27 protein-coding genes are annotated in these 26,380 nt (G+C 43.8%); 22 read left to right on the forward strand and 5 right to left on the reverse strand.

The genetic code is table 11. The features are described 5' to 3' along the window. Positions 1-51: 51 nt before the first annotated feature. Genes G519_RS0121160 through G519_RS47710 form a run of 3 tightly spaced genes read left to right on the forward strand, consistent with a single transcriptional unit; the run spans position 52 to position 1,925 of the window. Positions 52-885, forward strand: a complete 834-nt coding sequence (locus tag G519_RS0121160; RefSeq protein WP_029196404.1) for a sensor histidine kinase — start codon at positions 52-54, stop codon at positions 883-885. Continuing rightward, positions 885-1,541, forward strand: a complete 657-nt coding sequence (locus G519_RS0121165) for a response regulator (RefSeq protein ID WP_174806670.1) — start codon at positions 885-887, stop codon at positions 1,539-1,541. The genes G519_RS0121160 and G519_RS0121165 overlap by 1 nt, the downstream gene beginning before the upstream one ends. An 18-nt stretch (positions 1,542-1,559) precedes the next feature. Beyond that, a complete protein-coding gene (locus G519_RS47710) occupies positions 1,560-1,925 on the forward strand; it encodes a c-type cytochrome (protein ID WP_051253560.1) in 366 nt (121 codons plus the stop codon). Between the two features lie 51 nt (positions 1,926-1,976). On the opposite strand, the gene G519_RS0121175 is transcribed toward G519_RS47710, so the two are convergent. After that, the gene (locus G519_RS0121175) at positions 1,977-2,687 is read right to left on the reverse strand and encodes a response regulator transcription factor (protein WP_029196406.1); all 711 of its coding nucleotides are present in this window, start codon (positions 2,685-2,687) and stop codon (positions 1,977-1,979) included. 231 nt (positions 2,688-2,918) lie between these two features. Here G519_RS0121175 and G519_RS0121180 point away from each other — a divergent pair, with 231 nt between their 5' ends. From G519_RS0121180 to G519_RS0121200, 6 genes are all read left to right on the forward strand, one after another. Further along, complete coding sequence (locus G519_RS0121180; RefSeq protein ID WP_029196407.1) at positions 2,919-3,944, forward strand: ABC transporter substrate-binding protein; 1,026 nt, start codon at positions 2,919-2,921, stop codon at positions 3,942-3,944. Continuing rightward, positions 3,941-4,933, forward strand: coding sequence for a FecCD family ABC transporter permease (locus G519_RS0121185; RefSeq protein WP_029196408.1), 993 nt, complete (start codon positions 3,941-3,943; stop codon positions 4,931-4,933). The genes G519_RS0121180 and G519_RS0121185 overlap by 4 nt, the downstream gene beginning before the upstream one ends. Next, positions 4,930-5,199, forward strand: coding sequence for an ATP-binding cassette domain-containing protein (locus G519_RS53065; protein ID WP_051253563.1), 270 nt, complete (start codon positions 4,930-4,932; stop codon positions 5,197-5,199). Before G519_RS0121185 ends, G519_RS53065 begins: the two co-directional genes overlap by 4 nt. Further along, positions 5,186-5,731: an ABC transporter ATP-binding protein gene (locus G519_RS43940; protein ID WP_051253564.1), complete on the forward strand. Its 546-nt coding sequence runs from the start codon at positions 5,186-5,188 to the stop codon at positions 5,729-5,731. The genes G519_RS53065 and G519_RS43940 overlap by 14 nt, the downstream gene beginning before the upstream one ends. A gap of 125 nt (positions 5,732-5,856) precedes the next feature. Further along, entirely contained in the window at positions 5,857-6,120 is a 264-nt protein-coding gene (locus G519_RS0121195; RefSeq protein ID WP_029196409.1) for an ATP-binding cassette domain-containing protein, read from the forward strand. Between the two features lie 184 nt (positions 6,121-6,304). After that, complete coding sequence (locus G519_RS0121200; RefSeq protein WP_029196410.1) at positions 6,305-6,592, forward strand: hypothetical protein; 288 nt, start codon at positions 6,305-6,307, stop codon at positions 6,590-6,592. Between the two features lie 543 nt (positions 6,593-7,135). On the opposite strand, the gene G519_RS0121210 is transcribed toward G519_RS0121200, so the two are convergent. Further along, entirely contained in the window at positions 7,136-8,494 is a 1,359-nt protein-coding gene (locus tag G519_RS0121210; protein ID WP_029196411.1) for an Nramp family divalent metal transporter, read from the reverse strand. Positions 8,495-8,842: 348 nt separating this feature from the next. Here G519_RS0121210 and G519_RS0121215 point away from each other — a divergent pair, with 348 nt between their 5' ends. Continuing rightward, positions 8,843-10,792: a heavy metal translocating P-type ATPase gene (locus G519_RS0121215; RefSeq protein WP_029196412.1), complete on the forward strand. Its 1,950-nt coding sequence runs from the start codon at positions 8,843-8,845 to the stop codon at positions 10,790-10,792. 53 nt (positions 10,793-10,845) lie between these two features. Here the strand turns inward: G519_RS0121215 and G519_RS0121220 are convergent, their stop codons facing one another. Both G519_RS0121220 and G519_RS0121225 read right to left on the reverse strand, forming a co-directional pair. Beyond that, positions 10,846-11,199: a hypothetical protein gene (locus G519_RS0121220; protein WP_029196413.1), complete on the reverse strand. Its 354-nt coding sequence runs from the start codon at positions 11,197-11,199 to the stop codon at positions 10,846-10,848. Between the two features lie 583 nt (positions 11,200-11,782). Continuing rightward, a complete protein-coding gene (locus tag G519_RS0121225; protein WP_029196414.1) occupies positions 11,783-12,331 on the reverse strand; it encodes a GbsR/MarR family transcriptional regulator in 549 nt (182 codons plus the stop codon). Between the two features lie 349 nt (positions 12,332-12,680). Here G519_RS0121225 and G519_RS0121230 point away from each other — a divergent pair, with 349 nt between their 5' ends. The 7 genes from G519_RS0121230 to G519_RS0121260 all read left to right on the forward strand — a co-directional run bounded on the left by G519_RS0121230 (position 12,681) and on the right by G519_RS0121260 (position 21,431). Further along, positions 12,681-13,775, forward strand: a complete 1,095-nt coding sequence (locus G519_RS0121230) for a putative 2-aminoethylphosphonate ABC transporter substrate-binding protein (RefSeq protein WP_029196415.1) — start codon at positions 12,681-12,683, stop codon at positions 13,773-13,775. A gap of 90 nt (positions 13,776-13,865) precedes the next feature. After that, complete coding sequence (locus G519_RS0121235; RefSeq protein ID WP_029196416.1) at positions 13,866-14,900, forward strand: ABC transporter ATP-binding protein; 1,035 nt, start codon at positions 13,866-13,868, stop codon at positions 14,898-14,900. 13 nt (positions 14,901-14,913) lie between these two features. Beyond that, entirely contained in the window at positions 14,914-16,608 is a 1,695-nt protein-coding gene (locus G519_RS0121240) for a putative 2-aminoethylphosphonate ABC transporter permease subunit (RefSeq protein WP_029196417.1), read from the forward strand. A 20-nt stretch (positions 16,609-16,628) separates the two neighbouring features. Next, positions 16,629-17,420, forward strand: a complete 792-nt coding sequence (locus G519_RS0121245; RefSeq protein ID WP_029196418.1) for an HAD family hydrolase — start codon at positions 16,629-16,631, stop codon at positions 17,418-17,420. Next, complete coding sequence (locus tag G519_RS0121250; protein ID WP_029196419.1) at positions 17,410-17,751, forward strand: DMT family transporter; 342 nt, start codon at positions 17,410-17,412, stop codon at positions 17,749-17,751. The genes G519_RS0121245 and G519_RS0121250 overlap by 11 nt, the downstream gene beginning before the upstream one ends. Before the next feature lie 59 nt (positions 17,752-17,810). Continuing rightward, positions 17,811-18,911, forward strand: coding sequence for a LamG-like jellyroll fold domain-containing protein (locus G519_RS52260; RefSeq protein WP_029196420.1), 1,101 nt, complete (start codon positions 17,811-17,813; stop codon positions 18,909-18,911). A 9-nt stretch (positions 18,912-18,920) separates the two neighbouring features. Then, positions 18,921-21,431 (forward strand): discoidin domain-containing protein, encoded by a 2,511-nt coding sequence (locus G519_RS0121260; RefSeq protein ID WP_279626876.1) that lies wholly within the window; start codon positions 18,921-18,923, stop codon positions 21,429-21,431. A 223-nt stretch (positions 21,432-21,654) separates the two neighbouring features. Here G519_RS0121260 and G519_RS0121265 read toward each other — a convergent pair whose 3' ends face one another. Continuing rightward, positions 21,655-22,608, reverse strand: coding sequence for a helix-turn-helix transcriptional regulator (locus G519_RS0121265; RefSeq protein ID WP_029196422.1), 954 nt, complete (start codon positions 22,606-22,608; stop codon positions 21,655-21,657). A gap of 165 nt (positions 22,609-22,773) precedes the next feature. Here G519_RS0121265 and G519_RS53070 point away from each other — a divergent pair, with 165 nt between their 5' ends. The 5 genes from G519_RS53070 (at position 22,774) to G519_RS0121290 (ending at position 26,374) form a co-directional block, all read left to right on the forward strand. Further along, the gene (locus G519_RS53070) at positions 22,774-22,908 is read left to right on the forward strand and encodes a hypothetical protein (RefSeq protein WP_279626874.1); all 135 of its coding nucleotides are present in this window, start codon (positions 22,774-22,776) and stop codon (positions 22,906-22,908) included. A gap of 65 nt (positions 22,909-22,973) precedes the next feature. Further along, positions 22,974-23,987, forward strand: coding sequence for a zinc-dependent alcohol dehydrogenase family protein (locus G519_RS0121275; protein WP_029196423.1), 1,014 nt, complete (start codon positions 22,974-22,976; stop codon positions 23,985-23,987). After that, positions 23,959-24,183 (forward strand): hypothetical protein, encoded by a 225-nt coding sequence (locus G519_RS0121280; RefSeq protein ID WP_029196424.1) that lies wholly within the window; start codon positions 23,959-23,961, stop codon positions 24,181-24,183. The genes G519_RS0121275 and G519_RS0121280 overlap by 29 nt, the downstream gene beginning before the upstream one ends. A 22-nt stretch (positions 24,184-24,205) precedes the next feature. Continuing rightward, positions 24,206-25,189, forward strand: coding sequence for an NAD-dependent epimerase/dehydratase family protein (locus G519_RS0121285; protein WP_029196425.1), 984 nt, complete (start codon positions 24,206-24,208; stop codon positions 25,187-25,189). 237 nt (positions 25,190-25,426) lie between these two features. After that, positions 25,427-26,374: an ABC transporter permease gene (locus G519_RS0121290; protein ID WP_029196426.1), complete on the forward strand. Its 948-nt coding sequence runs from the start codon at positions 25,427-25,429 to the stop codon at positions 26,372-26,374. Positions 26,375-26,380: the final 6 nt, after the last annotated feature.

Below are 26,380 nucleotides of genomic sequence, written 5' to 3' on the forward strand. Positions count from 1 at the left end.
TTGAAGTTATTGCGTATAGTTAGGTATATAGGAAAGGAAAAGGTGATAAGGATGTCTTACAGGCAAATCAAATGGCTAATTTTGATTATTCCAAGTCTAGTGCTCACGACATGGGAATACACGCGCCATCACTTCTTTCTGGATCACATTTCCATGGAGCTGGGCAATTGGCTATCTCCTCTGATTGAATTCACTGTCAGTCTTACATTTTTGATGAAACTATTCGCAATGTTGGAGGCGACTCAAGAAGAACTTCAACGAGAACGCTCTCGTCAAATAGCCCTAAAAGAGCGGGAAAAGATAGCTCGTGAGCTTCATGATGATATCGCTCAGTCTTTGTTTCTTATGTCAATCAAGATGGATCAACTGGAACATGTGCAAGAGGATGCAAAGCAAGTGAAACAAATAAAGGAATTGCGAAAAACTGTTCATCAAGTTAATGAATACGTGAGACAAGCCATTTCGAACTTACGATACCCGACTGATCCGGATGCATTGCCTTGGATGCAATATCTGGAAAGTATGGTACATGATTTTACAACCGAAACAGGGATTGAAGCCTCGTGGAATTGGCACCTCTCCGAAGAACAGTTGTCAGCCAAGGAGAAGGTGGAACTTTATGCATCAATTCGTGAAGCACTGCTCAATGTTCGCAAACACGCAAGAGCTAAGAAAATCTGGATTCAAGCAGAGGGGTATAATAAAAATTCCTGGAGCTGCATCGTAAAGGATGATGGCGTAGGATTTGAAAATGATAAGTTTGGCCACAAGGATCGATATGGATTGAAAATTATGCATGAGCGAGCAGAGGAAATGGGTTGGATGTTCCAAATAAATTCTGAGTATGGTAAAACAAGCGTAGAAATTCGGAAGGAGGCATCCTGATGGATCAGCCTTTTCGGGTATTAATTGTAGATGATCATCACCATGCCAGGGAAGGGATCCATAGCATTTTAAGTATGGATTCTTCCTTCGATATCGTTGCAGAGGGAAGAAATGGTGCAGAGGCGATCAGGCTTACAGAAGAATGGATGCCAGATTTAATTTTGATGGACATTAACATGCCGCAAATGGATGGTTTAGAGGCTACGAAGCAAATTAAGGAGAAATTCCCCTACGTCAAAATTGTAATGGTCACTGTATCCGATGATATTACACATTTGTTTGAAGCTTTGAAAAAAGGAGCACAGGGTTATCTGCTCAAAAATTTGAGTCCGAACTCCTGGCATGAATATTTAAAAGCTATTGCTGTAGACGAAGCCCCTATGTCCAGGGAACTTGCCTTGCGATTACTACAGGAATTTACACCTAAGGAAAAACACGAAGCCCCTAATGCGCTTATCACCGGACGAGAACGAGAAATACTGGAATGGGTCGCAAGTGGAAAATCTAACCGGGTAATTTCGGATGGATTGGGTATCTCGGAGCATACGGTGAAAAACCATCTAAAGAATATCATGCAGAAATTGCAAATGGATAACCGAGTGCAGCTTACCAGATATGTATTTGATCAGGGATGGTTGCATCAGAAAGGTCGATAAAATGTGGAGTGTTACACAATGATGAATAAGAGACTATTCTTTTCAATTTGCTACTTGTTACTTACAGGGTTGATATCCGGGTGTGGATCCAATACTAGGCCTGCTGATCAAAATGAGAAGCAAGTGGCCTCAAGTTCGACTTTAACGACAGCAAGTTCAGCAGGGTCAGTCGAGACCATTTACAAGAGCAATTGCATGAGTTGTCATGGCATTAATTTAGAGGGGAAGATTGGCCCAAGCCTGAAAAACGTTGCAGAGACGCGTAGTCATGATCAAATTGCGACTAAGATCCAAAATGGTGGCGGAGGGATGCCAGCCTTTAAATCGAAGCTTCAAGACCAGGACGTTCAGGAACTGGCTAACTGGTTAGCTACAAAAAAATAATTTCAAAAGAGGGTTCTGCAGGGAATACGTACTTGCAGAACTCTTTTTCATTCAAAGTTTTAACGAATAACCAATTCCCCATTTCGTACGCAGCATGTCAGCTGCTAATGGAGAGACCACCAACAATTTTTCGCGAATCCGCTTGATATGCGTATCAATGGTCCGACAATCTCCTTGTGGTGAGTGCTGCCAAATTTGTGTAAACAGCTCTTCTCTCGTAAACACAATATCGTGGTTTCGAGCTAGATAAAGTAAGATTTGGAACTCTTTTAGTGTAAGTGAAATGGATATACCATTGGCTATAACCTTATATGCATTTAAATCAATCGTAAGTTGCGGGAAGTGGATGAATTTTGTATCGCTTATCTGGTAATCCGAGTGATGCAGGAAAGTAAAACGTCGAACAATAGCTTTAATCCTTAGTAATACTTCACGTGGACTGAATGGTTTGGATACGAAGTCATCTACACCAGCTTGGAATCCAGCTATCCGGTCATCTACTCCGCTTTTGGCGCTAAGCAGAAGCAATGGCGTTTGTTTAACTTCACGAATTTGTCGACAAAATGCGCGACCATCAAGATCGGGCATCACCCAGTCAAGTAGAATGGCATCGTAATGATTTTGCTGAACCATCGTGAGAGCCAACAAGCTTTCCTCAGCTTCGTCCACGATAAATTCATCTTTTTCTATGTGCATTCGCAGTAGGCTGCGTACATTGGCTTCGTCATCTATAATTAAAACTCTGAATTTTTTGTCTTTCATTTTTAAACTCTCCCTTACCATTGACAGATTTTTATGAATTTACTATACACATTGAGTACTGTCAGCGGCATGACTCAAAGGTGCTATTCTCTTGACATTTTTGTGGACGTTTAAAACAGATTTCCAGAATTTTTCACATAATTGCCCTGCGTATAGCACTTTTGAGTCATCTCTAAATGCAAAAATTTCTGTATGATCAATAGCATCCAAACATGAAGGAGAGGAAATTTCTTGAAAAAAATAGTTTCCGCACTTACTAGTACAGTTTTACTATCAGCAATAGTTATGGGTTGCTCAACTGCCAAACCCTTGGAGAATTCTTCTACGCAACCTACAGTCATCACAGTACAAACTGCGACTCCGAAATCAGATGACAATTCAACTCCTGCAGCAGGGAATATGATTAGTTTTAAAGATAGCACGAAGCAAGAAGTGACTTTGAAGGAAAAACCTAAGCGTGTTGTTTTGTTAAACACAGAAATTCAAGAATTGTTCTATCAGGTGGGAGGCAAAGCCGTTGGATTAGCGACAGCTCCAGGAATTCCAGTTCCAGAAGCGGCCAAGGATGCCGAAAAGGTCGGTGAAATTAACCAAGTTAGCTTGGAAAAAGTGATGAGCCTGAAACCAGATCTGGTGATAGGTCAAACCATGTTCCACGCTTCCTTAAAGGATTCTTTAGCTTCTTCTCAAATACCGTTGGCGCTGATCGATATCAAAAGCTATGAGGATATTAAATCTGCTGCGGAACTCTTTGGCAAAATTGTCGGGAAAGAAGTAGAAGCTAAGGCTGCGATTGATCAAACGGAGCAAAAGATGCAAACGGTTATAAGCAAACTTCCGCAACAAAGCCCGAAGTTTGCGATGATTACCATTATGCCAATGGGTATTAGTGTACAAAAGAATTCGACCCTATCACTAGACGTGGCAAATCGATTGAAACTAAAAAATGTCGCTGAATCTCTCCCGGCAGGAATGATGCCTAGTGCTGCTCCTTTCAGCTTGGAAAAGCTTGTCGAACTGGATCCGGATTATTTATTTTTCATCGTGCATGGCACAGAAGAGTATGGCAAGGAGAAACTTAAAACAGATTTGGAAAGTAATCCTGCTTGGAAAACATTGAGGGCGGTCAAAGAAAATAAAATCTATTTCCTTCCATCTAATCTCTTTGTGACTAATCCAGGGTTAAACTTTAATCAATCGTTAACCTATCTGGCTAAACTGGTATATCCTGAAATTTACGGAAATATGACAAAATGATAACTGTACAAAAAAGTGTATCATGGCGTGCGAGTATGCTTATCATACTTGCACTATTCGCTTTAACGGGCATAGGCTTGAGCCTCATATGTGGGGCAGTTAATATTGCGATTCCAGAAGTTATACTTTCCTTATTCGGCGGGGAGAGCACATATCGCGATATTATTTGGAATATTCGGCTACCAAGAACAATCGTTGCCGCATTGGTAGGTATTAGTCTTTCATTATCAGGGGCGCTTTTACAGGGAGTCATGCGTAATTCAATGGCTGATCCTCATATTATTGGTATATCATCAGGAGCCGGTTTATTTGGAATTGGTATTCTCATCTTATTTCCTGCCTATGCGTATTTACTTACACCCGTTGCATTCATTGGGGCTATTGGTGCTGCATTACTCATATATCTTATGGCTTGGCGCGGTGGAGTAAGTCCGATCAGAGTTATTCTTGCGGGAGTAGCCGTGTCTGCTTTGTTGAATTCTGGAATTTCTGCATTGCTCACTTTTTACAGTGATCGAGTGGGAGGAGCCCTGTTATTCTTGGTTGGGGGACTATCAGCAAGAAGCTGGCCGCATGTTAATATCCTTCTTCCATATACGATAATAGGAACTTTGCTTGCTTTGATTGGGAGCCAACGATTAAATATTATGGCACTCGGGGATACACAGGCCAAGGCACTAGGTCTGCGTGTAGAAGCCTATCGGCTATACTTTACAGCGATCGCTACTTTACTTGCGGCCAGTACTGTCAGTGTAGTTGGCTTGCTCGGTTTTGTGGGCATGATTGTTCCACATTCTGCTCGGTTGCTCATCGGCAGCGATTATCGCTGGCTGCTTCCGGCAAGTGTTTTATTAAGCGTAGCTGTACTTACTATTTCTGATACGGTAGCTCGTATTGCATTTGCTCCCATTGAGCTTCCAGTAGGGATTGTCATGGGTGTCTTTGGGGCGCCATTCTTCTTGTTTTTGCTTCGCAGGAGGGAATTATGAATATCATTAAAGTGGAGCAGCTATCCGTCCGTTATGGCGCGCATACCATCATTTCTTCTTTGACAACGGATATGAAAAAGGGCCATATTACAACGATTTTGGGGCCTAATGGATGTGGGAAAAGTACATTACTTAAAATTTTAGCACGGCAGATGAAGATGGATAGAGGAAGCGTCATGCTGGATGGCAGGGAAATGAAGTCGTGGAAACCGAAGGAAACCGAAGGAACTTGCCAGAGAGTTAGCTTTTCTTATGCAGCAGCATGATCAACCAACGGATGTTAGTGTACGCAATCTAGTGGCTTACGGTCGATTTCCCCATAAAAATATGCTGCAAAGATTGGATGATGAAGATCAGGAAATTATCAACAATTCGATGAAACAAACAGGTGTGCTACCGCTTGCAGACCGCAGCGTAGCTTCTTTATCTGGTGGAGAACGGCAGCGAGCTTGGATAGCTATGGCTCTTGCCCAGCAACCAAGATTACTGTTTTTGGATGAGCCGACTACCTATCTGGACATTAGTCATCAATTGGAAGTCATGGAGTTGGTTGTGAAACTAAAAGAATCTATGGATATGACGATTATCATGGTGCTTCATGATTTGAATCATGCGGCGATGTACTCGGATGACTTAATCATGATGAAAGGTGGGGAAATACGATACAAAGGGACACCTGAAGAGATTGTGAACCAGAAGTCGCTCGCTGAGGTGTTTGGAGTTCATGCTCGAATAGAAATAGATGTAGAAACGAGAAAGCCGTATATACGCTCTATGAGATTGTCCCCATCAACTTAAATTTTTAAGTAGTCATCTATTTGACATCTGAATGCAAGAGGTGTGCCATGACGGAATCCAGAGAACTCGCGCTCTGATAGGCTCATCAATAAAAAAATGTTCGTTGTAAAAAAAGGATGAAATAAATGATTGATGATTTTGCTGCAATTGTTATGAAAAACTACTCTGCAGGTTATCGTGGAAAACCTATTTTACAAGGTGTAAATTTCCAGGCTGAATTAGGTCAAGTTATTGCTGTGCTTGGAGCAGGCAAAACAACATTATTTCGTTCCATCATGCAATTGCTTCCTAAGCATGCAGGACAAGTGCAAATCTTGGGTAGAACAATGGAACGTATGTCTGATCAAAGATGGGCTCGATCACAGATCGGCTACGTACCACTAACTTAAGGACAAGGCAGTTTCCGATCTCGGTGTTTGAAGCGGTTCTACTTGGCAGATGGGGAACTTCATTTGCCTATTTACGTCGGCCTTCCAGTAGGGACAAAGATATCGCGGAGCGCATGCTGAAGATTGTGGGTTTGCAAGACTTCAAGGAGCAGGACTGCCGATCCCTCTCTGGCGGACAGAAGCTTTGTTGGTCTCCATATTAGCAGGCGCAACCTTTTCATTATTGGGTATCGACATTGTTATGTTGAAATTGAAAACGATCCGGTTAGCACTGATGCACATGGCTCTTTTAGGTGGAGCAGTTGGGCCTGATTTTATTGCTGATAATATGCACATGCCGCAAGGTCAGGGCATTGCTGAAATGGCTAAAGTTCCACGAATTGAACTTCGTAATTATCCTGATCCTGCTCAGAAAAATTTAGAAGACATGCTAAAAGGCAATGCTGAAAAGTTAGGTATTTCTATTAAATAATACGAATACAATTCCAAAACCGCCATCTTCCCAGTATATTCTGTGGAAGATGGCGGTTTTGGTGTTTTAAATTACAATGGGTGACTCAATTACTTGGTAAGTAAAATCAAGTCCATGGGATATACGGATATCTAAAAGTTTACGAACAAAAAGGAGCTGGGTCTTGTATTGTGCATAGGGGGATTACAGAAGTTTGTGGTCTCATATATCCATAATATAATTTTTCGTATGTCCTAGTAATGATTTTTGTTTCTTCCAGCCAGAACGACTTGGGCAACTAAAAAAAGGACAATTAGTAAAGCAAGGAGGGCATACATCATAATCGTACCAACAAGAAACATAAACACGGGAAGGGTCTCCTTTTGAAAGATATTGATTTACAAATGATTCAAAGTCCTCGATTTTTTCAAGATAGTCTTCCATAAATGCTATAGACATGGCATTCTATCCCACTTGACATTGGCGCCCTATGAAAAGCAGCCAAAAGCAGAATCTGCATATAGACTTTGCTCTGATGGTCTATATGCAGACATGATCTAGAACCTAACCGAAGAACGTGCCATAAAGCAGATATGCATTTAAGCCTGCAATGATGATTGCCACTACCCATGAAAGCAATGATAACCATTTCGGCGCGACAAACTCGCCCATTTTCTTTTTATCGGATGTAAACATGACGAGTGGAATGACTGCGAACGAGAGCTGTAGGGAAAGAATGACCTGACTCAAGATTAACAATTCTCCGGTTCCTTTTTCTCCGGTTATCGCAATCACCAGGATGGCCGGGATAATGGCGATAAGGCGGGTAATTAATCGTCTTAGCCATGGCTTCAACCGAATGTTTAAAAATCCTTCCATAACGATTTGACCGGCAAGCGTCCCCGTCAGCGTTGAGTTTTGCCCGGAGGCGAGCAGCGCTATCGCGAAAAGCACACTGGCTATACTCGTTCCAAGCAGTGGATTCAGCAGTTGATAAGCGTCCTGGATCTCGGCTACATCCGTGTGTCCGGTAGTATGAAAGGCGGCTGCAGACAGGATTAGAATTGCCGCATTGACAAACAGCGCGAGCATTAATGCGACGGTGGAGTCGATGGTAGCAAATTTGATCGCAGACCGTTTGCCTAAAGAGGTTTCTTCATATCTTCTTGTTTGTACGATGGAAGAGTGCAGATAAAGATTGTGCGGCATAACGGTTGCGCCGAGAATACCTAACGCGATGTAGAGCATTTCAGGATTTTTGACGATCTCGGCGCTGGGCACAAATCCGCCGAATATTCCGCCAATATCGGGCTTCGAAAGAAACATTTCGATGCCGAAGCAGATAAAGATGGTCGCAATCAAAGAAATCACAATGGCTTCGATATAACGAAATCCTTTATTTTGCAGCAGGAGTACGAGAATGACATCCATAGAGGTAATTAAAACCCCTGCTATGAGAGGCAACCCAAATAACAAGTTTAACGCAATGGCGGAACCAATTACTTCCGCCAGGTCGCACGCCGCAATCGCCAGCTCGCAGAGAACCCACAGTCCGAAATTGACGGGCTTGCTGTAATGATCGCGGCATGCTTGCGCCAGATCTCTTCCGGTAGCAATGCCGAGCCGGGCTGTCAGCGACTGAAGCAATATCGCCATTAAATTGGAAATGAGGACAACAGAGAGCAATGTATAGTTAAACAACGCGCCTCCGGCCAAATCAGTCGCCCAGTTGCCCGGGTCCATATAACCTACGGCCACCAAATATCCCGGTCCGACAAAGGCCAGAAGCCTCCGCAGAAAACTTCCCTTTTTCGGGACAGATAATGTTTTGTACACCTCCGGCAAACTTGGTTCCGTTCTTTTCCTCCGCCATCCCGAGAGGGGGATGGAAGATTCTGTTTCCTGTTGAACTGCAGGTTCCATTCTTCACCCTTCTTTCCTTTGAACAATAGTTTTTACCTAAGGCAAAATTTAAATTAAAAAAATATGGATGTTTAGAAATATGTATGGCCTTGGTAAATATATTATTATCCTACACCAAAAGAATTGCCTGTACAACAAAATTTTTACCTAAGGCAAAATTTATTCTTTACTTTTCCATTTTTCTTTATTAGAATAATTATTGTAAAGTTGCATTAGGTCAAATTAATTGAATCAATCAAAAACGAGATCCTTCTCGTTTTGCATGCTGCTCCCTAAACGGAGCAGCATGTGTCATTTTAAGGGTATTAAAAATGCAAATCATTCTCAATTGAAAGGGAGAGAGTCTTCATGAAAACTTCTTCAATCGGCAGTGCAGAAGGTCTGGTGAAAGATCAAATTCATTCAACTAATGCTTCAACCGACAAGAAAAAGATATTTGAATGGATCAAAAAGTTTGGCGAGGGCATCGCCGCTTTAGCAAGCGGTGTTCTGATCATTCTCGCCTGGGAGCTAGGACATGTTTCTCATGCATGGTCTGTGGTTATTTACTTCCTCTCTTTTGCAGTGGGCGGATTTGTCAAGGCGAAGGAAGGATTGCATACACTCATCACAGAACGGGATCTCGACGTTAATTTGCTTATGATTGTTGCAGCCATTGGTGCTGCCAGCATCGGTTACTGGACAGAAGGAGCCATGCTGATTTTCATTTTTTCATTAAGCGGCGCATTGGAAAGTTATACGATGGAGCGCAGTCACCGGGATATATCATCACTTATGGATTTGAAGCCAGAGACAGCCACACGGTATCAAGACGGCTTAGAATCCATTGTTTCCATTGAACAATTAGAGGTGGGAGACATTGTTTTAGTAAAACCAGGTGAACGGATACCTGCTGATGGCACCGTAAAAGAAGGAACATCCGCCGTCAATCAGGCATCCATAACGGGGGAATCTATTCCGATTGATAAAGTGGCCGGAGACGATGTGTTCGCAGGAACGTTAAACGGGCAAGGTGCATTATTCATTGAAGTTACTGAGCCCAGCGAATCTACCTTATTTTCCAAGATCATCCGTTTAGTCCAAGAAGCACAGAGCGAGAAGCCGGCTTCGCAAATGTTTATCGAGCGTTTCGAACGCATTTACGCGAGAAGCATTATCATGGCAACCCTTCTGCTTATTGCCGTGCCACCTTTTCTTTTCGATTGGACGTGGAAACAGACGCTATATAAAGCGATGGTTTTTCTCGTCGTAGCTTCTCCGTGTGCATTGGTTGCATCGATTATGCCGGCTATGCTATCCGCTATTTCGAACAGTGCGAGAAAAGGGCTGCTTTTTAAGGGAGGGGCACATCTTGAAAATCTCGCTCGGATTAAACTCGTTGCCTTTGATAAGACAGGAACGTTGACGAATGGCCGTCCTTTGGTCACGGATCTTGTTGCATTCCAAGGATATAAGGCGACAGAAATGCTGCAAGCAGCGGCTTCTATTGAGAGCTTGTCTGAACATCCGATTGCCAGATCCATCGTGCAAAAAGCAACTGAGCAAGGACTATCGTTTGAACGACCGACTGACTTTCAGGCTCTTACAGGATGGGGCGTCCAAGCGGAGTGGATGGGTCAAACTTGGAAAATTGGCAAGCCGACTCTGCTCGGACATGATATGTTGACTGAGGAACTACAATCTGTTGTCGACCGGTTGGAACATCAAGGAAAAACCGTAACGATCATTCATAATTCAGAAGATGTGGTTGGCGTTATCGCACTGCAAGACAGTATTCGCACACAGGCGAAACAAGCCATCGCAGAGTTAAAAAACCTCGGTATCGAAGTCGCAATGCTGACTGGCGATCAGAATGGCACTGCCCGGTCGATAGCTCAAGATGCTGGGATTTCATTGGTATATTCTGAATTGCTGCCTGAAGATAAGGTAAGCTGTATGAAAGACTTGAAGCGGAACTATGGCCATGTAGCTATGGTAGGTGATGGCGTTAATGATACACCAGCTTTGGCAGCGGCGACAGTTGGCATCGCAATGGGCGTATCGGGCAGCGATGCTGCCCTTGAAACAGCAGATCTTGTCCTTATGAATGACGGAATTGAAAACATCGCTGCGGCGATTGCGCTTGGAAAACGAACGAATTCGATCGTGAAACAAAATATCATATTTTCCGTTTCGGTAATTGCCTGTTTAATTGCGTTGAATTTTATTTCGGGTATCTCCCTGCCGCTAGGGGTGGTTGGACATGAAGGAAGCACCATTCTCGTCATATTGAACGGGCTACGGTTATTACGCGGATAAGGGATTGAATGAACCAGGAAAGTTAACATACAGGTGCGTGATATTTGGGTATGTTAACTTTTTTTGGTTATTGCCACTACAAAACCGATGAGGACAATCCCTAAACCGATTCCTGTTTTCCATGTCGGAACTTCTCTTAAAAAAAAGTATCCCATGATCAATGAAATCAAGATTTCCATTCCTTTTGCCGCGGCTAAAACATAACTGAGGTTTCCTATGACTTTTAATCCGAACTTCACTCCATAACCGATACATGTATTGGCAACCAGAAATAAAGGAAGCATCAAAAGCTGAAACTTGAGCGTCGTCCAAAAGTGAGGATCGATGTGTTTACTTTGATAAGAAAAAATGAAATTGACGATGAATAAGCCTCCAAATACGAGACTGGTGCTGTAAAGGTAGTACATGTCATCCCCCCTGATTCATACTGGCATATTGGCATGTGACTAATGTTTCCTTAAGCCAAGTTTTTTATATAGGAGCATCTCAGGAAATTAATGTTAAGGAGTGTGAGGCTAATGAACGAACCGGAGTTTCAAGCGTCACCAAGATGATTCAGAATAAGATAGAACAGCAATATAAGAAAGGTAAAAAAAGTCGAAAACCAAGATCAATTCATAATATGTGATCAGTTTAATGCCGGGACGCAAAAAGGGAAGAAGTATTGAAATATAAGCTGGCTGAGTTGAAAATTGATTTAGCAGGAAAAGAATTTCATGTAGCAAAATAGCATCATAACGGCGATTTTACAATTGTAAACGAGGATTGAGTCCCATTAAAGAACTTTATTTTCTTGTTGCTTCATAATGTTTTGATTGGTAGTCAGCATATTAAAAAACTTAATTATTATCCGTCTTTACATTGAACATCTAGAAACCGCGCCAAATCAACATTCCATGAAAGATCTTTATTTTCCCAGGTCAAGAACTAAAAAATGAAAAAAGAACCAAGAGCTCCATAAAGCCGCTTGGTTCTTAGTTAAACAATCCATTACGTTGAAGAAGGGTCCTTGAAATATTCCCCTCGCTTCAGGGCATCGACAAACTGCTGAAGCCATTCGTAATAGGTATGCCCATGCCGAAGTTTATATAAATCTTGAAGAGCAAGATTGCGTTCCTGGTCTGTTATATGCTCGTCTAGAATCAATTCTGTCAATTCAGGAAGAGCTTTATTAATGGCTTCTGTCATGACATTGATTTCACGCTGAAGCTTGAGCGTGAAGAAGTTTTGAAACGCAAGGAAAAAATCAACCTCCGCGGCATACAGTTCTTTTCGCTCCTGCTTTTCCTCTAGCTTTTTTACCATTTGGGATTCTACCAATGATCTAACCGCATAGCTCATGTTGCTTTTACTCATATTCATTCGAATTTTCATCTCATCGAGAGTCATCGGCCGATTTTCAAAGAACATAATCCCGTATAATTGACCGGATGAATGAGTGGCTCCGTACAAATCCATCGTTTCTGCAATAGCATCAATGATGTCTTGTCTGATACGCACCCGTTGTTCTGATGCTTGATTTTCTTCTTTTTGAGACATTAGTTTTCACTTCCCTTTTCCTGATCGACTGATAGATTCAATAGATTTTGTTTGTAGTACATATATTATAGCAAAAAAACACACTTGAGATAGATAAGGAAAATGTTTTTGTGCATTTACACAATCTTAATGTTGAGTTAACGCTCGGTTGACACAAGAAAAGCATTCTTATTGTACAATAAAAATTGTACATATTGGTCATGTAGAAATATATGGTAATAAAATCTCATTAATTCAAATTTTTTTGAACATCCAGAGATTTGCTTTTCTGCTTGATTAATTCGTACAATCCATAACAATCGAAGTAGAATCATCTCAAAACTATGATATCAGGAAAAGGGGATTAACAATGAAAACGAAATGGAAATCACTTGGGTCTATGTTACTTATTACTGGTTTATTGGCAGGATGCGGTACAGCAAATCCGGCAAGCACTGCTCCAAACAGCAGCCAACCGAGTCCGGCAGCAACAGCGGCTACAAACAAACCGGCAGAAATCACGGTATATTCCGCAATGGAAGATGAACAAATTAAAACCTATCTTACTTCATTTAAGTCTCAATATCCTTCAATTAAAGTGAATATTGTTCGTGATTCGACAGGGATCATGACAGCCAAGTTAATTGCAGAGAAAGAAAATCCTCAAGCCGACGTCATCTGGGGATTGGCCGCAACAAGCTTGCTCGTTATGGATGATCAAAAAATGCTTGAGCCGTATGCGCCTAAAGGTGTCGAAAAGGTACTCCCTGAATTTAAAGATAAATCGAGTATTCCAAAATGGGTCGGTATTGATATCTGGGAGACAGCCATCATTGTAAACAAGGTGGAGATGGAAAAACGTCACTTGGCCATTCCCCAATCGTACGAGGATTTAGGCAAGCCTGAATACAAAGGATTAATTGCTATGCCGAATCCTGCATCCTCAGGAACAGGATACTTGACTGTTAATGCACTTCTCCAATTGTACGGTAAGGATAAAGCTTGGACTTTTATGGATAAATTGCATGATAACATGATGATTTATACCCAATCCGGATCCAAACCGGCGAAAATGGCAGCTTCAGGAGAAGCTCCGATTGGTATCTCATATGGATACAGCGGCATCCAGGAGAAGAAGAAAGGATCCCCGGTTGAAGTCATTTTTCCTAAAGAAGGATCAGGCTGGGATATGGAAGCAAATGCATTAGTGAGTAAGAAAGACATTAAGCCGGAATCGAAATTGTTCTTGGATTGGGCAATTAGCGCGGAGCCGATGAAGGAATACAATAAAAATTACGCTATCTTAAGTATTAAACAAGATGGAAACATCATTCCGGATGGTTACAGTAAAGATCCGGTATCGCAATTGAGCAAGTTAGATTTGTACCAAGCTGCGAGAGACCGTGAATCCGTGCTGGCAGATTGGACAAAGAAATACGATTCCAAGTCAGAGCCGAAAAAATAAAGGTTGGATTACTACGGGATGCCGATGTTTGGCATCCCTCCCATTTTCGGGGATTTATTTGGGTAATTTAGTGAAAAAGGAGCATTTGTTATGAAGCCAGGGTATTTATCGCTTCGCAACCTTTCCAAGCAATTTGGGAAGCAAACTGCGCTGCAGGACATAAATTTAGATATTTATCAACATGAATTCATCTGTTTGTTGGGGCCAAGCGGATGCGGCAAAACAACATTGCTGCGTATCCTTGCAGGTCTGGAAAAAACGGATGGGGGCCATTTGACCATTGGGGGCAAAAATATCACCTCTGTACCGGCTGGAAAACGGAACTTCGGCATGATGTTTCAATCGTATGCTCTATTTCCAAATCTATCGGTTTCCGAGAATATTGCGTACGGACTTCGCAATCGGTTAACCAAATCCCAAATCGAAAATCGCGTGGACGAGCTGCTAGGATTAGTGGAGTTAGAGGAACAACGCCATAAAGTACCCTCACAATTATCGGGAGGCCAACAGCAGCGGGTAGCTCTTGCCCGAGCGCTCGCATTTTCACCGGATTGTTTGTTGCTGGATGAGCCATTATCCGCACTCGACGCTAAGGTTCGCATCAAGCTGCGACGTGAAATCTGCCGTCTGCACAGGCAATTTGGGATGACGACAATTATGGTGACGCACGATCAGGAGGAAGCTTTAACGATGGCTGATCGCATAGTCGTTATGAACCAATCGCGAATCGTTCAAATCGGCACCCCGAATGAAGTGTATGAACGTCCGAATAGTCCCTTTGTTGCCGATTTTATCGGTGCAGTTAGCTTTATCGAAACGGATAACGGAAAACAAGGGAACCCTATACTAGCTATCCGTCCAGAACATGTTCAATTGGTTCGGGAAGGTCATGAGAAAGGCAGACAAGGAATCGTACGTGAAATTGAATATCGAGGGACACATTACCGCATGGTTCTAGAATTATTGGATCATCTGGATTCTCCGCTTATGCAATTCCTTACCGTTGATCTGCAGGCGCAGGCTATGGGGACTTTTAACATCAAACTAAATCAAAAGGTAACATTCAACTTGCCGCCTGAACACGTCATTCGGTTTGATACGGTATCCGATATTGCAGTTGGGTGAGGAGGTGAATGACATGGATACATGGTTAAAACGAATACGACCGAATACTAACAATTGGAGTCAAAACAGTTTCATTCTAATAATGATACTCGCCTTAATTTTTACGATCCTATTGCCGCTTGGAGAGCTCTTGATCAAAGCAGTTAGCAATCGAGATGGAAATTTTATTGGATTCGCTAATTTTGCTAAATATTTTTCTACACCGACGCTAGTAACTTCATTATTGAATTCAATTAGGGTCTCAATAATTACGACCGTAGTCTCTGTGACACTCGGATTCGGATTTGCTTATGCGCTTGAGAGAAGCGGAATCCGAGGGAAATGGTTTTTCCGTTCCGTAGCTCTTCTTCCGCTTTTTGCTCCTTCGATGCTGCATGGATTAGCATTAATCTATTTGTTTGGCAATCAAGGACTTATTTCAACGGGGTTCTTCGGTCTGCTGCCTGAATTTCGAATCGAGCTTTACGGGCAGATCGGGATCGTTCTATCCGAAATATTATATACCTTTCCTCAAGCATTTCTCATCCTCTCGGTAGCTTTTGCGAGTTCGGATTATCGATTATATGAAGCAGCAGAGACGCTTGGAGCGTCAAAATGGCGTACTTTTTGGACAGTAACCGTACCAGGCTCCAAGTTTGCGCTCATTAGCTCTATTTTTGTTTGTTTTGTCCTGACGTTTACTGACTTTGGAGCACCTAAGGTTGTAGGCGGACAATTCAATGTTCTTGCAACTGATTTGTTCAAACAAGTGATTGGTCAACAGAATATGCAAATGGGGGCCGCCGTCGGTGTGCTGATGTTAATTCCAGCTGTGCTTTCGTTTGTCATAGACCGAATTTCAGAGCGGAAGCAGAGCGGGTGGCTTAGCGCGAAATCAATGCCATATCGAATTGAAGCAAACAAGCTGCGCGACGCCCTATTATTCCTGCTTTGTTCGGTTATATCAGCTGCTATTCTAAGCATTATTCTTGTGGCACTCTTTGGATCGATAGTGAGAGTGTGGCCTTATAACTTACAGATCTCTTTTTCCCATTACGATGGTTTTCTTGATGGAGCGGGACCGTTTGTGAATAGTTTGATCATTTCAACTGGTGTTGCGCTGATTGGCGGTGTAGTGACATTCCTATTTGCCTATCTCATTGAAAAATCTCGCGGTTATGCATTATTACGCAATGCGGCTTATTTCTTGTCGATGCTGCCGCTTGCATTGCCGGGATTGGTGCTAGGTCTCATCTATGTATTCTTCTTTAACAATCCGAACCAACCCTTACATGGGCTGTATGGGACCATCTGGATTATGATTATTTGTAATATTGTACATTTTTATTCAGTTTCATTTTTAACGATGACCTCGGCGCTTAAAAAGCTGGATAGCGAGTTCGAGGCCGCCTCAGAAACGATGAATGTACCCTGGTATAGGACACTTGTCAGAGTTACGCTGCCCATGTCATTACCGAGTATTTTGGAGATTTGTATGTATTATTTTATCAACAGTATGGTGACGGTGTCGGCAATCATCTTCTTGTATGCGCCAGACCTGAAACCGGCTGCCATAGCGATTGTTAACATGGAGGACTCAGGTGGTACCGCTCAGGCGGCAGCCATGTCGCTGCTAATCATACTAGCTAACCTGATTATGCGAACAGTTGTCATGTTGGCGTCCGGAAGCTTTATTGGTAAGGAAAGACAGTTAGTTTCACCTATATGAGGATCTCAGGAGCGATTGGAATGCCAAAATTGATGATTAACAAGAGAAGCTATTCTGTAAAGGGGGTGTTATTTGATAAGGATGGCACACTACTCGATTTTATAAGTCTTTGGGGATATTGGAGCGAGTCGTTATACCGGAACTATTCAAGTAAAGTCTTGGCTGTTGCAACGGGGGTCATCGATCCTATCTCTGATTTGTGGGGAACAGTTCATGACGCCGCCGGGCATATGACTGATTATAGTAGAAACGGTCCACTCGCCATGGGATCGATTGGCGATTTGCTCGCTATATTAGCATGGCAAGGCTACCGGCTAGGACTCCCTTGGAGTGAATCCATGCGGTTTGCAAGGGAAAGTAAGCGCTTGGCGGATGAAGAAATGGAACAGGTTCGCCCCGTTTATCCGCTGCCGGGAGTTGTAGACTTTCTGAAACAATGCCATGATCAAAAAGTGCCCATGGGCATTGTAACGGCTGATGAGACAGCGGATGCGGAAAAACATTTGCAGTGGTTGGGCATTCGCCAGTTTTTTAAAGTTATTGTCGGGAACGATCTGGTGAAACAGGGAAAGCCTTTTCCCGAAATGGTACACATGGCTTGCTTAGAGCTTGGATTAGCACCGAATCAGGTGGCCTTGATTGGGGATACCAACAGCGATATGCAGATGGGTAAATCCGCAGGGGTTGCAGCCACTATAGGGATAATGATGAAACATGCTGCACAGTCTGGCGATTGCTGGCTCAATGACGCGAATGTGCTAGTCTCTTCGTACGCTGAACTTCAGTTGGAGGAATCCACAGATGAAGGGTGAGAGCGGTTTGGGATGGATCCTTTTAATACTTGCCATTCTCTTTGAATTATCGGGTACGACGTCAATGAAGTTATCCGAAGGTTTTACCCGACTTTGGCCGTCGATTTTGATGTTTGTTTTATATGGCTGCAGCTTTACCCTGCTTAACTTTGCTCTAACCTACATTGAAGTTGGAGTTGCTTACGCGATTTGGTCAGGCGTCGGTATTGTTCTCATTACACTGGTGGGATATGTGCTTTTCAAGGAATCATTCAATATTAACCAATTAGCTTGGACGGTAATCATCGTTGTCGGTGTCATCGGCTTGAAGTTAAGCAGTAAGGTTAATTGAGGGAACTTTTTCGATCATCCTTGTTTGTTTGAAAAACTAATGTATGGAGGTTTTCTGTAGTGAAAAGAATTTTATCCGTTACTCTCGCATCAACGATGATATTCGGTATGTTATCGAATACCGCAGTAAATGCAGATAATGATGCCGTAAACACAGTCGTAAATGATAACCCCCTTCTAGCATCGATTAAATTCGATAATAATTTAAAGGACGATGCAGATCCAGAACATCCATTGACAAAAAATGGAAATTTGAGTTATGTAGACGGTGTATTACCCGGGACCAAAGCTCTGCACGTAGAAAGCGGAAACGGCAATTATGCCGGTATGACGCATAGCTTGAATGTTGGTGATGGCAGTTTTACCACATCCTTCTGGTATAAGGGCGACACGAAGGATAATCAGGTAATACTATCAAACAAGGATTTTGGCAAGAGCTCTAACCCAGGGTGGGCGATCTATACTTCAGCCAATTCGGTCAATATGAATATAGGATTCCCGACCGCATCAGTAAAATTTGGCCGCGACACGTTTAATGCTTCCACTTGGCGTTACGTGACATTTGTTGTAGACAGAGATAAAATGCTCGGGTCGTTGTATATTGATGGTTACGAGATGGCTGAATCTTCGCTGGGGATCGGTAGTTTAGATACATCGAACCCATTAAATATAGGTAGCGACGCTTTAGGCGGCAATGGTAGTAATTCTTTCGATATCGCTGATCTGAAGGTTTGGAAAGGTGCATTAAGCAGTGATGTAGTTCAAGCTAATTATAATGGTTACGGTTTAAATAAAGTAGATATGAACGCACTTAACGGCATAATATCAGAAGCAAATACAATAGTAGCAGGCGGTCTCGGCAGCGGCTTCAGCCAAACCGATTTTGATTATTTGAAAAAGGTTTTGAATACGGTAGCTACGGTTGCAACAACGCAAAAAGTAAAATTATATACACAGGAAACCATCAATTATTACGAACGTGAACTAAACAACGCCATATTCATCTATCAAAAAAGCAATAAAACATTAACTCCCGCCGATTTAAATATAGCGGATAGCAGCGACCCGGAAATCTCTGCAAATCCCAGTACAATCTCGCGTGTAGAAGCAGATTATAGAAAAGCCCTGAAAGTATTCCCACAGGCCGACGTATTGGTGTAGCCTGGCGACATTACCGGCGGTAACAATGCCAATGAATATGTGTGGATGGGTGAGCTTACCAAAGTATACAATAAACTTAAAGCTGAGGGCTTATTTAACACTACGAAGTTATATATTGTAAAAGGCAACCATGATATGAACGGCACCGAAAATTTAATACCTGTCGGTACGGCGGACGCGTGGAACGAATCAACGAATTCGTACGATAACGATTTCTATAACGGTGCTTATAGGGTAAAGATAAAAGGATATAATTTGATTGGTTTTGATGCAAATATTAACAGCAGCAGCACGGTGGGAAAAGCCACCAATTACCTCAACCAAATTAAAAGTGAAGCGGATTATGATCCAACAAAACCCATATTTGCCATGTCTCACTACCCGATAGGCGGAACCGTGTGGGGATCGGCATGGAGCAGCGGTGCAAGTAATAATTTCGGTAAATTTATTGCCGACAATAATTTTTCTCAAGTGTTCTATATGTCAGGTCATACACAATACGACCCGACCGACGAACGTTCTCTCTATCAAGGTACGGCTTCGTTTCTCGATTCCGGTGGTTCGAACTATTCCAGTTATCAAGATGACGGTCCGTTCGGCGGATATATCGAAGGCTCGTATGGAAGCTATCATACCGCACCTCGCATCTCGAATTTCATAGAGGTTTACGGTACAAAATTGATCCTCAAGCAGTATAATTTAGCTACAGATGAATTTGTAAGCATACCTCGTGTAGTCAACGTTGGCGAAGGCAAAGATGCCTTTAGCTATAGCAAGAGCGATATAAGAGAACTCATAGCTCCGCAGTTTGATGAGGGCATTAAGATCGATTCCTTCAATAACAACGAAGTTGCTTTTACAATAAAGCAAGCAAATGACAATGTGCGCGGTATGGAATATAATATTCAGCTTATCAACAAGCTCACGGGGAAAGTGGACAAATCGTTTAACAGCCTTTCGTATCCGATGGACAAACCATTCGATGTGTACAGGCATTATAAGTTTACAGGTTTGACGCCGAATACTCCATATATAATCAGGGTATTCGCCGACGATTCCATGTATAACCGTTCGTCGGAGGACATTGACCTTAAGATTAACACTGGTAATTTAAAAAGCATCACTGCGCCTGCTGACATAACAGGGGTGGCATTCGGATCGGCGAAGACAGCGGACGCCCTTAGATTGCCAGGGACAGTATCCTTGGTTACTGATGAAGGCGTTGGGAATGCCAATGTGACATGGAATGTAGATGCTTCAAACTATGATCCCACTGTAATGACTGTACAGACCTTCACTGTAAATGGAACTGTAACTTTGCCAACTGGGGTGGCAAATCCCAATAACGTGCCTTTGACAACAAGCATTAGAGTAACTGTTAATAGGATCATTCAGTCGGCAACGGCGACAAGCCAAGAAACAGCCGGTGAAGATGATAGTGCCTCCATGGCGATTGACGGAAACCCACAAACGATTTGGCATACCAAGTGGAATAAATCCGACGTTCTCCCTCAATCGATTACCTTAAAACTTGGAACAACTTTCGCAATCGATAAAGTCACATATTTACCAAGGCAATCAGGCGGCAACGGAATTATTACAGGTTATAACGTATTTGTAAGTAAGGATGGAGTGACCTTTACTAAAGTTGCAAGCGGAACTTGGGCAAACAACAATGCGGAGAAAGTAGTAACTTTTGATCCGACAGATGCATTATATGTCAAGCTCGAAGCAACGGCGGGTGTTAACGGCTGGGCATCGGCTGCGGAGATTAATGTCTTTGAAGTTGAACATCAACCGCCAACGACAACGGACAATGCGCCAAGCGGCTGGGTCAATCAAGATGTCACTGTAACCTTAAGCGCGAGCGATAACGAATCGGGTGTAGCCAATACCTACTACATCGTAGACGATGGCGCTAAGCAAACGGGAACGACCGTTGTATTGTCGGAAGAAGGCGTGCATAAGCTTGTATATTGGAGTGTAGACAAAGCAGGCAACGTGGAACGGGCACATACAGTATCCGTTAGCATCGACAAGACAGCTCCGTCGATCGTGGTGTCCGTACCGGGAGATAACAATATTTATAAAGATTCCGTGGATTTGACGCCTCAGATTGCATGGACAGATAACTTGTCGGGTGTAGACAGCAGCAAGACGACGGTGACGCTGGATACGTATTCTTACCAAATCGGAACGGCGATCCCGCTCTATAAGTTGCCGCTCGGTCAGCATACCCTTATTGTTACCTCCAGCGACATGGCCGGCAATGTGGGAAGCAAGACCGTTCACTTCCAGACGGTGGCCAGCATCGATTCCTTGAAGGCGCTGGTAACACGCTTTGCCGATGCCAAATGGATCGACAATGGGGGAATTGCCAACAGCCTGCAGGCTAAATTGGCGAACAACAATTTGAAGAGCTTTGTGAACGAGGTGGAGGCGCAAAGCGGGAAACACATTTCAAGCGAAGCGGTAACCTATTTGCTGCGAGACGCTCAATATTTATTGACACAAAAGTAGAACATTATTTGATCACATGGCGATTTGGCCATCATATCCTCACACTATAGGTCAACATCCGCTAGTAGTGACTAGGCAGTTATTCAGAGATATGACATCAATCAAGATAATAAAATTTCGATTATCGACCTTGAAGCCATTGCTAAAAAGATTTTAAATCAATAACAGTAGGAAGGCTAGCAGAGATGCTAGCCTCTTCTCCATATTTGGAGCGCTCCCCAATTTACAAAATCCCGTACTGCTTCCTCATCAGCTCCAACTTTTGTTTGATATAAATTATCGCCTCTGGTGGTTCGATAATCCTGGCCGCTTCTCCAACTCCCCAAATCATCTCCGCGTAAAACGACACCTTGTTCACGGGGATCATCATACGGATCACACCACTTCCATCCTCATTGTGTTCAATGAACTCATTAAACCAGCCGTTATCATCTAGGGTTCTTACGCCCATGGGTGTCAGAGTGACTATCAATTCCCGTTTCTCCGATGCATTCAGCTCGTCGACATTCCAGTCGAAGATGGATTTCATGTCGACCTCATCCAAGCACTCGATCAAATCGTTCAAGCTGGCGGAGCGTACGCGATCCGCACGGAAGAGGCGATATCCCCTGCGCTCGAAGCAGTAGGCAGGACAATACCAATAGCCCTGACTAGCGTAAAGACCGATCGGCTGAATGTCTCTACTCTCGGCTCCTTTACCCGTGTCATACTCGATGGTCACTACGCTTCGGACCATGATGGCCTGCAACAAGGTGCGAAGGAACTTAGCGGACATGGACCGCAGGGGGTTCCAGATCACCACTTTGTTCTTCAGCCGGTCGATTTGTTCTTTGATATCAGGAGGAAGGTAATGGTAGAACTTGTGAAGTGCCGAGGAAGCCCCTTCGTCAAAAGGAAGGGAACCGAAATACTGCAGCGATTGGCAGGCAAAAAACATAGCAACCGCTTCGCTTTCCGAGAATGTAATCGGCGGGAGCAGCCTCTCCTGCAGCAGCCTGTAGCCACCTCCTCGCCCCTGGACGGAATAAATAGGGGTACCCAGTTCGCTGAGCTCCTGCAAATCGCGGGTTATCGTGCGCTTGGATAAGCCTAATTCATCTGCTAGCTCCTGAACGGTAAAGGATTTCCTGGCGTTGACGATCATGATGAGCTGGATCAGTCGCTGTGATTTTAACATAGCACTCCTCCTCTCATTTTTTTTAATTATACCATTTAAACAAGACGGGAACTGTCTTGTTTAAATGGTATAGTCATATTTGTAAACAACTTAACGATGAAGGAATGGTGATTAGGCTATGAAAGATTTAAAACCATAGGGGTCACCGATGAGCATCACAAAGCCGTGAGGTACAGTTGGGCGATGGTTCCTAGGGATGGCAACGTGGCGGTTGCTGCCGGAACCGTCTTCATGCTGCTAGACGATGATGGCCGGATCCGTTCCGACTATCAATTCACCGATGTGCTGCAAGCATCTTAATTCGAGCATATTGTCTGGTCATTCGGCAAACTACAGCATCAATCCAATATTGAGGAGGAGATCACGTGAGAAGTTATCATGGAAATTTGGGAGAGGGCCTTGACGGCCTTTCGGTTAAGGAACACGACATACCGGTTCCGGGTCCAGGAGAAGTGCTAATTCGGGTTAGGGGTTGTTCTCTTAATTATCGAGAAATATCAATTCTATTTCATGGCAGGTATCCTCTGCCGGTCCGGCCGGATTTTATCCCAGTTTCAGACGGGGCTGGCGAAATTGTAGAGGTAGGAGAGGGTGTCACCTGGGTCAAGCCGGGGGAACGAGTCATGGCCACTATCTTTCCAAAGTGGATTGACGGTCCATTCAGCTGGGAGTATGCAGCGCAGCTCGGCGGCTCACTCGACGGGATGCTTACTGAATATGCGGTTCTGAGCCAAGAGGCGGTTGTACATATACCCAATCATCTAACTTTCGAGGAAGCCGCAGCTTTGCCATGCGCAGCCGTTACCGCATGGAATGCTCTCACTAGCGGACAATCGCTGCAAGCCGGACATATCGTACTGACGCTCGGATCAGGTGGTGTCTCGCTATTCGCCCTGCAGCTTGCCAAATTGTGTGGTGCCCGAGTCATTGCAACCACTTCGAGCGATGAAAAGGCAGACCGATTGAAGGCCCTTGGGGCAGATGAAGTCATTAACTATAATACAGTTCCCGACTGGCATATCGCAGTGCGTGAGCTGACGGGAGGCCAAGGCGTCGACCGTGTTGTAGAGGTTGGCGGAACGAGTACCCTCGAGAAGTCGATTAAATCTATCGCCTTTGAAGGTCAAATCAGTCAGGTCGGATGGCTCACACAAGAAGGCACTTCGATTGACCTCAAAGCTATTGCTTATAACGTCTTTACCCTCCGGGGGATAGCCGTTGGCAGCCGTGCTCAATTCAACGCGATGAACCGAGCCATTGCGGTCCACCGGATGAAGCCTGTCATCGACCGTGTGTTTTCTTTTGACGAAGCCAAGGAGGCGTTCAGCTACTTCAAGGAGGCTTCGAATTTTGGCAAAGTTATTATTCGCCATCCATAAAGCGGAGCCCTTTCTTTTCCTTTTGGGAAGAGACAAGGGGCTCTTTTGGGTGAAAGAAGCTTTGTTGTTGACGGCGTTGGAGGTATCCTGGTCGCGTGTTGCAAAAAGAGGAGCATTGCGAGTTAGAAAAAAAGTAATTGACCAATCAATAACGGCGTGTTATATTGATTTCAAGTTAGTGATTGATCAATTATAAAATAAATGAAGAGGTGATTCCTTTGGAAAAAGCGATAGTAGTAGGAGCAACAGGAGGTACGGGTGCATCGGTTACGGAAGAACTGGTCAATCGAGGAACTCGAACGGTGGCCTTCGGGCGATCTCGTCAAAAGCTGGAGGATCTTAGGGCTAGGTTGGGCCATCCAGAGAATCTGATGATTGCCATGGGCGATGCTTTTCGTCCGGATGACATCGTCTCCGCTTCGGAAGGTGCAGATGTCCTATTCCATTGTGCGAACGTGCCTTATCACGAGATGGTCAGCAAGCTGATTCCTCTTGGCGAATCGGTGATGGAGGCCGCTGATCGTTTGGGCATAAAAGTAGTCGTGATCGACGGCATCTATCCCTATGGAAGAAGGCAGATGGCTCGGGCGACCGAGGAGCATCCCAAGCAGCCGCATACGAAGAAGGGCAGAACCAGGCTCGCTTATGAGAAGATGCTTTTCGATCAGCGGTGGAGCCGAGCTAAGGTCATGATTGTCCGTTTGCCCGATTATTACGGCCCAACGGCGAATGAGGCTTCTTATCTGGGCTCTACACTTGAAGCGATCGCAGCTGGCAAGATGGCATTTTTCATAGGCAATATGCGTGTCCCTCGTGAGTTCGTCTACTTACCGGACGCGGCGTTCATGATCACGGAGCTCGCCAGCAAGAACGATGCTTATGGGCAGAACTGGCATATACCTGGTGCAGGCTTGATGTCGGGCAAGGAGATCGTGCAAATAGCCCAGCAGGCTAGCGGAAGCGCCAAATCGGTTATTCCGCTTGGAAGAGTCGGGCTGTCTTTGCTCGGTATGGCTGTTCCAGTTATGAAGGAGGTAGTGGAGATGCTCTATTTGACCGAAGAGCCGCTTGTCTTGAGCGGGGACAAATACGAGCGATTGATCGGACCGGCACGGGCAACCACCTTCGAAAAAGGAATTACGGCTACGGTTCACGCGTTGCAGAAAAGAAATGGCACTATTTTTACAGCCAATAGTAAGTGATCAATCACTAGTTAATAGGTTCGGTAGTTCACACCATCCCACGCCTCGAAAGTATCGGTGGTTGGAAGCTGAGTCTGCTTTCATGGCATGAGCCAAGATAAAAAAGGGTTGCCACATGGCAGCCTTCTTTCCACAGGCTCTCCTACTTAATATCTTATAAGAAATTCTAGAAATCACAGAAATTTATCCGATTTTGGGATGCTATTATAAAAATATAAATAAAGCTGAGGTGATGAAATGCAAACGAAATTGGCAGCGGACGCCACTCCCCTCCCTCCCAAGTGGAAATCTTTGATAAGAACGATACGAACGTATAAAGTGATGTATGCTCTTTTATTCCCTGCATTATTATATTTTGCAATATTTAAGTACATTCCTATGGCGGGAATCGTTATTGCTTTTAAAAACTACAATTTGGCCTTGGGACTATGGGATAGCCCGTGGGTGGGATTGAAAAATTTTAAAGATTTTATTAACGGGGTTTATTTCTGGGATATTATGAGAAACACGATTATCATATCGCTGTACAAGCTATTGTTCGGCTTCTCCGCTCCTATCGTACTTGCTCTGCTTCTCAATGAAGTTTATGTCCATTGGTTTAAGAAAATCGTGCAAACAATTACTTATTTACCCCATTTTCTGTCATGGGTCATTGTTTATGGAATAATGGTGGCATTATTAGCCCCAGGAGATGGCCTTTTTAATATGCTTCTGAAGGGAAATGGCTTCCAACCGATCTCCTTCCTGACGGAACCTGCCTGGGGCAGACTGCTGATCATCTTATCTGAAATATGGAAGGATATTGGATGGGGGGCGATATTGTACCTTGCAGCATTAGCGGGAATCGATCCGAGCTTATATGAAGCGGCCCGAATCGATGGCGCATCCAAGTGGAGACAGCTATGGCATGTAACATTACCCGGCATTCGAGGAGTCATTATTCTGATGCTGATCCTTAAACTAAGCCATATTCTGGACGCTGGATTTGACCAAATATTCATGTTTGCCAACACCTTTAATCAGGAGAAGATCGACATCATCGACACATGGGTATACCGTGAAGGGTTGGAGCGTCTAAAGATTGGGTTGGCTACTGCTGTAGGATTGTTTAAAGCTGTCATCGGATTTGGTTTAGTTTTGGCTGCGAACAAGCTCGCCAAAAAATTCGATGGGCAAATTTGGTGAGGTGGT

This window comes from Paenibacillus alginolyticus DSM 5050 = NBRC 15375, from assembly GCF_000422905.1.
Classification (GTDB): Bacteria; Bacillota; Bacilli; order Paenibacillales; family NBRC-103111; genus Paenibacillus_E; species Paenibacillus_E alginolyticus.

Excerpts from the sequence above, each read along its gene's own strand:
- G519_RS47710 (WP_051253560.1), top strand. The coding sequence starts at position 1,560 with ATGATGAATAAGAGACTATTCTTTTCAATTTGCTACTTGTTACTTACA.
- G519_RS0121245 (WP_029196418.1), top strand. The coding sequence starts at position 16,629 with ATGCCAAAATTGATGATTAACAAGAGAAGCTATTCTGTAAAGGGGGTG.
- G519_RS0121225 (WP_029196414.1), bottom strand. The coding sequence starts at position 12,331 with ATGTCTCAAAAAGAAGAAAATCAAGCATCAGAACAACGGGTGCGTATC.
- G519_RS0121185 (WP_029196408.1), top strand. The coding sequence starts at position 3,941 with ATGATAACTGTACAAAAAAGTGTATCATGGCGTGCGAGTATGCTTATC.
- G519_RS0121290 (WP_029196426.1), top strand. The coding sequence starts at position 25,427 with ATGCAAACGAAATTGGCAGCGGACGCCACTCCCCTCCCTCCCAAGTGG.
- G519_RS53065 (WP_051253563.1), top strand. The coding sequence starts at position 4,930 with ATGAATATCATTAAAGTGGAGCAGCTATCCGTCCGTTATGGCGCGCAT.
- G519_RS0121215 (WP_029196412.1), top strand. The coding sequence starts at position 8,843 with ATGAAAACTTCTTCAATCGGCAGTGCAGAAGGTCTGGTGAAAGATCAA.
- G519_RS0121175 (WP_029196406.1), bottom strand. The coding sequence starts at position 2,687 with ATGAAAGACAAAAAATTCAGAGTTTTAATTATAGATGACGAAGCCAAT.
- G519_RS0121250 (WP_029196419.1), top strand. The coding sequence starts at position 17,410 with ATGAAGGGTGAGAGCGGTTTGGGATGGATCCTTTTAATACTTGCCATT.
- G519_RS0121235 (WP_029196416.1), top strand. The coding sequence starts at position 13,866 with ATGAAGCCAGGGTATTTATCGCTTCGCAACCTTTCCAAGCAATTTGGG.
- G519_RS0121195 (WP_029196409.1), top strand. The coding sequence starts at position 5,857 with ATGATTGATGATTTTGCTGCAATTGTTATGAAAAACTACTCTGCAGGT.
- G519_RS0121240 (WP_029196417.1), top strand. The coding sequence starts at position 14,914 with ATGGATACATGGTTAAAACGAATACGACCGAATACTAACAATTGGAGT.
- G519_RS43940 (WP_051253564.1), top strand. The coding sequence starts at position 5,186 with ATGCAGCAGCATGATCAACCAACGGATGTTAGTGTACGCAATCTAGTG.
- G519_RS0121220 (WP_029196413.1), bottom strand. The coding sequence starts at position 11,199 with ATGTACTACCTTTACAGCACCAGTCTCGTATTTGGAGGCTTATTCATC.
- G519_RS0121165 (WP_174806670.1), top strand. The coding sequence starts at position 885 with ATGGATCAGCCTTTTCGGGTATTAATTGTAGATGATCATCACCATGCC.
- G519_RS0121230 (WP_029196415.1), top strand. The coding sequence starts at position 12,681 with ATGAAAACGAAATGGAAATCACTTGGGTCTATGTTACTTATTACTGGT.
- G519_RS0121265 (WP_029196422.1), bottom strand. The coding sequence starts at position 22,608 with ATGTTAAAATCACAGCGACTGATCCAGCTCATCATGATCGTCAACGCC.
- G519_RS0121160 (WP_029196404.1), top strand. The coding sequence starts at position 52 with ATGTCTTACAGGCAAATCAAATGGCTAATTTTGATTATTCCAAGTCTA.
- G519_RS0121210 (WP_029196411.1), bottom strand. The coding sequence starts at position 8,494 with ATGGAACCTGCAGTTCAACAGGAAACAGAATCTTCCATCCCCCTCTCG.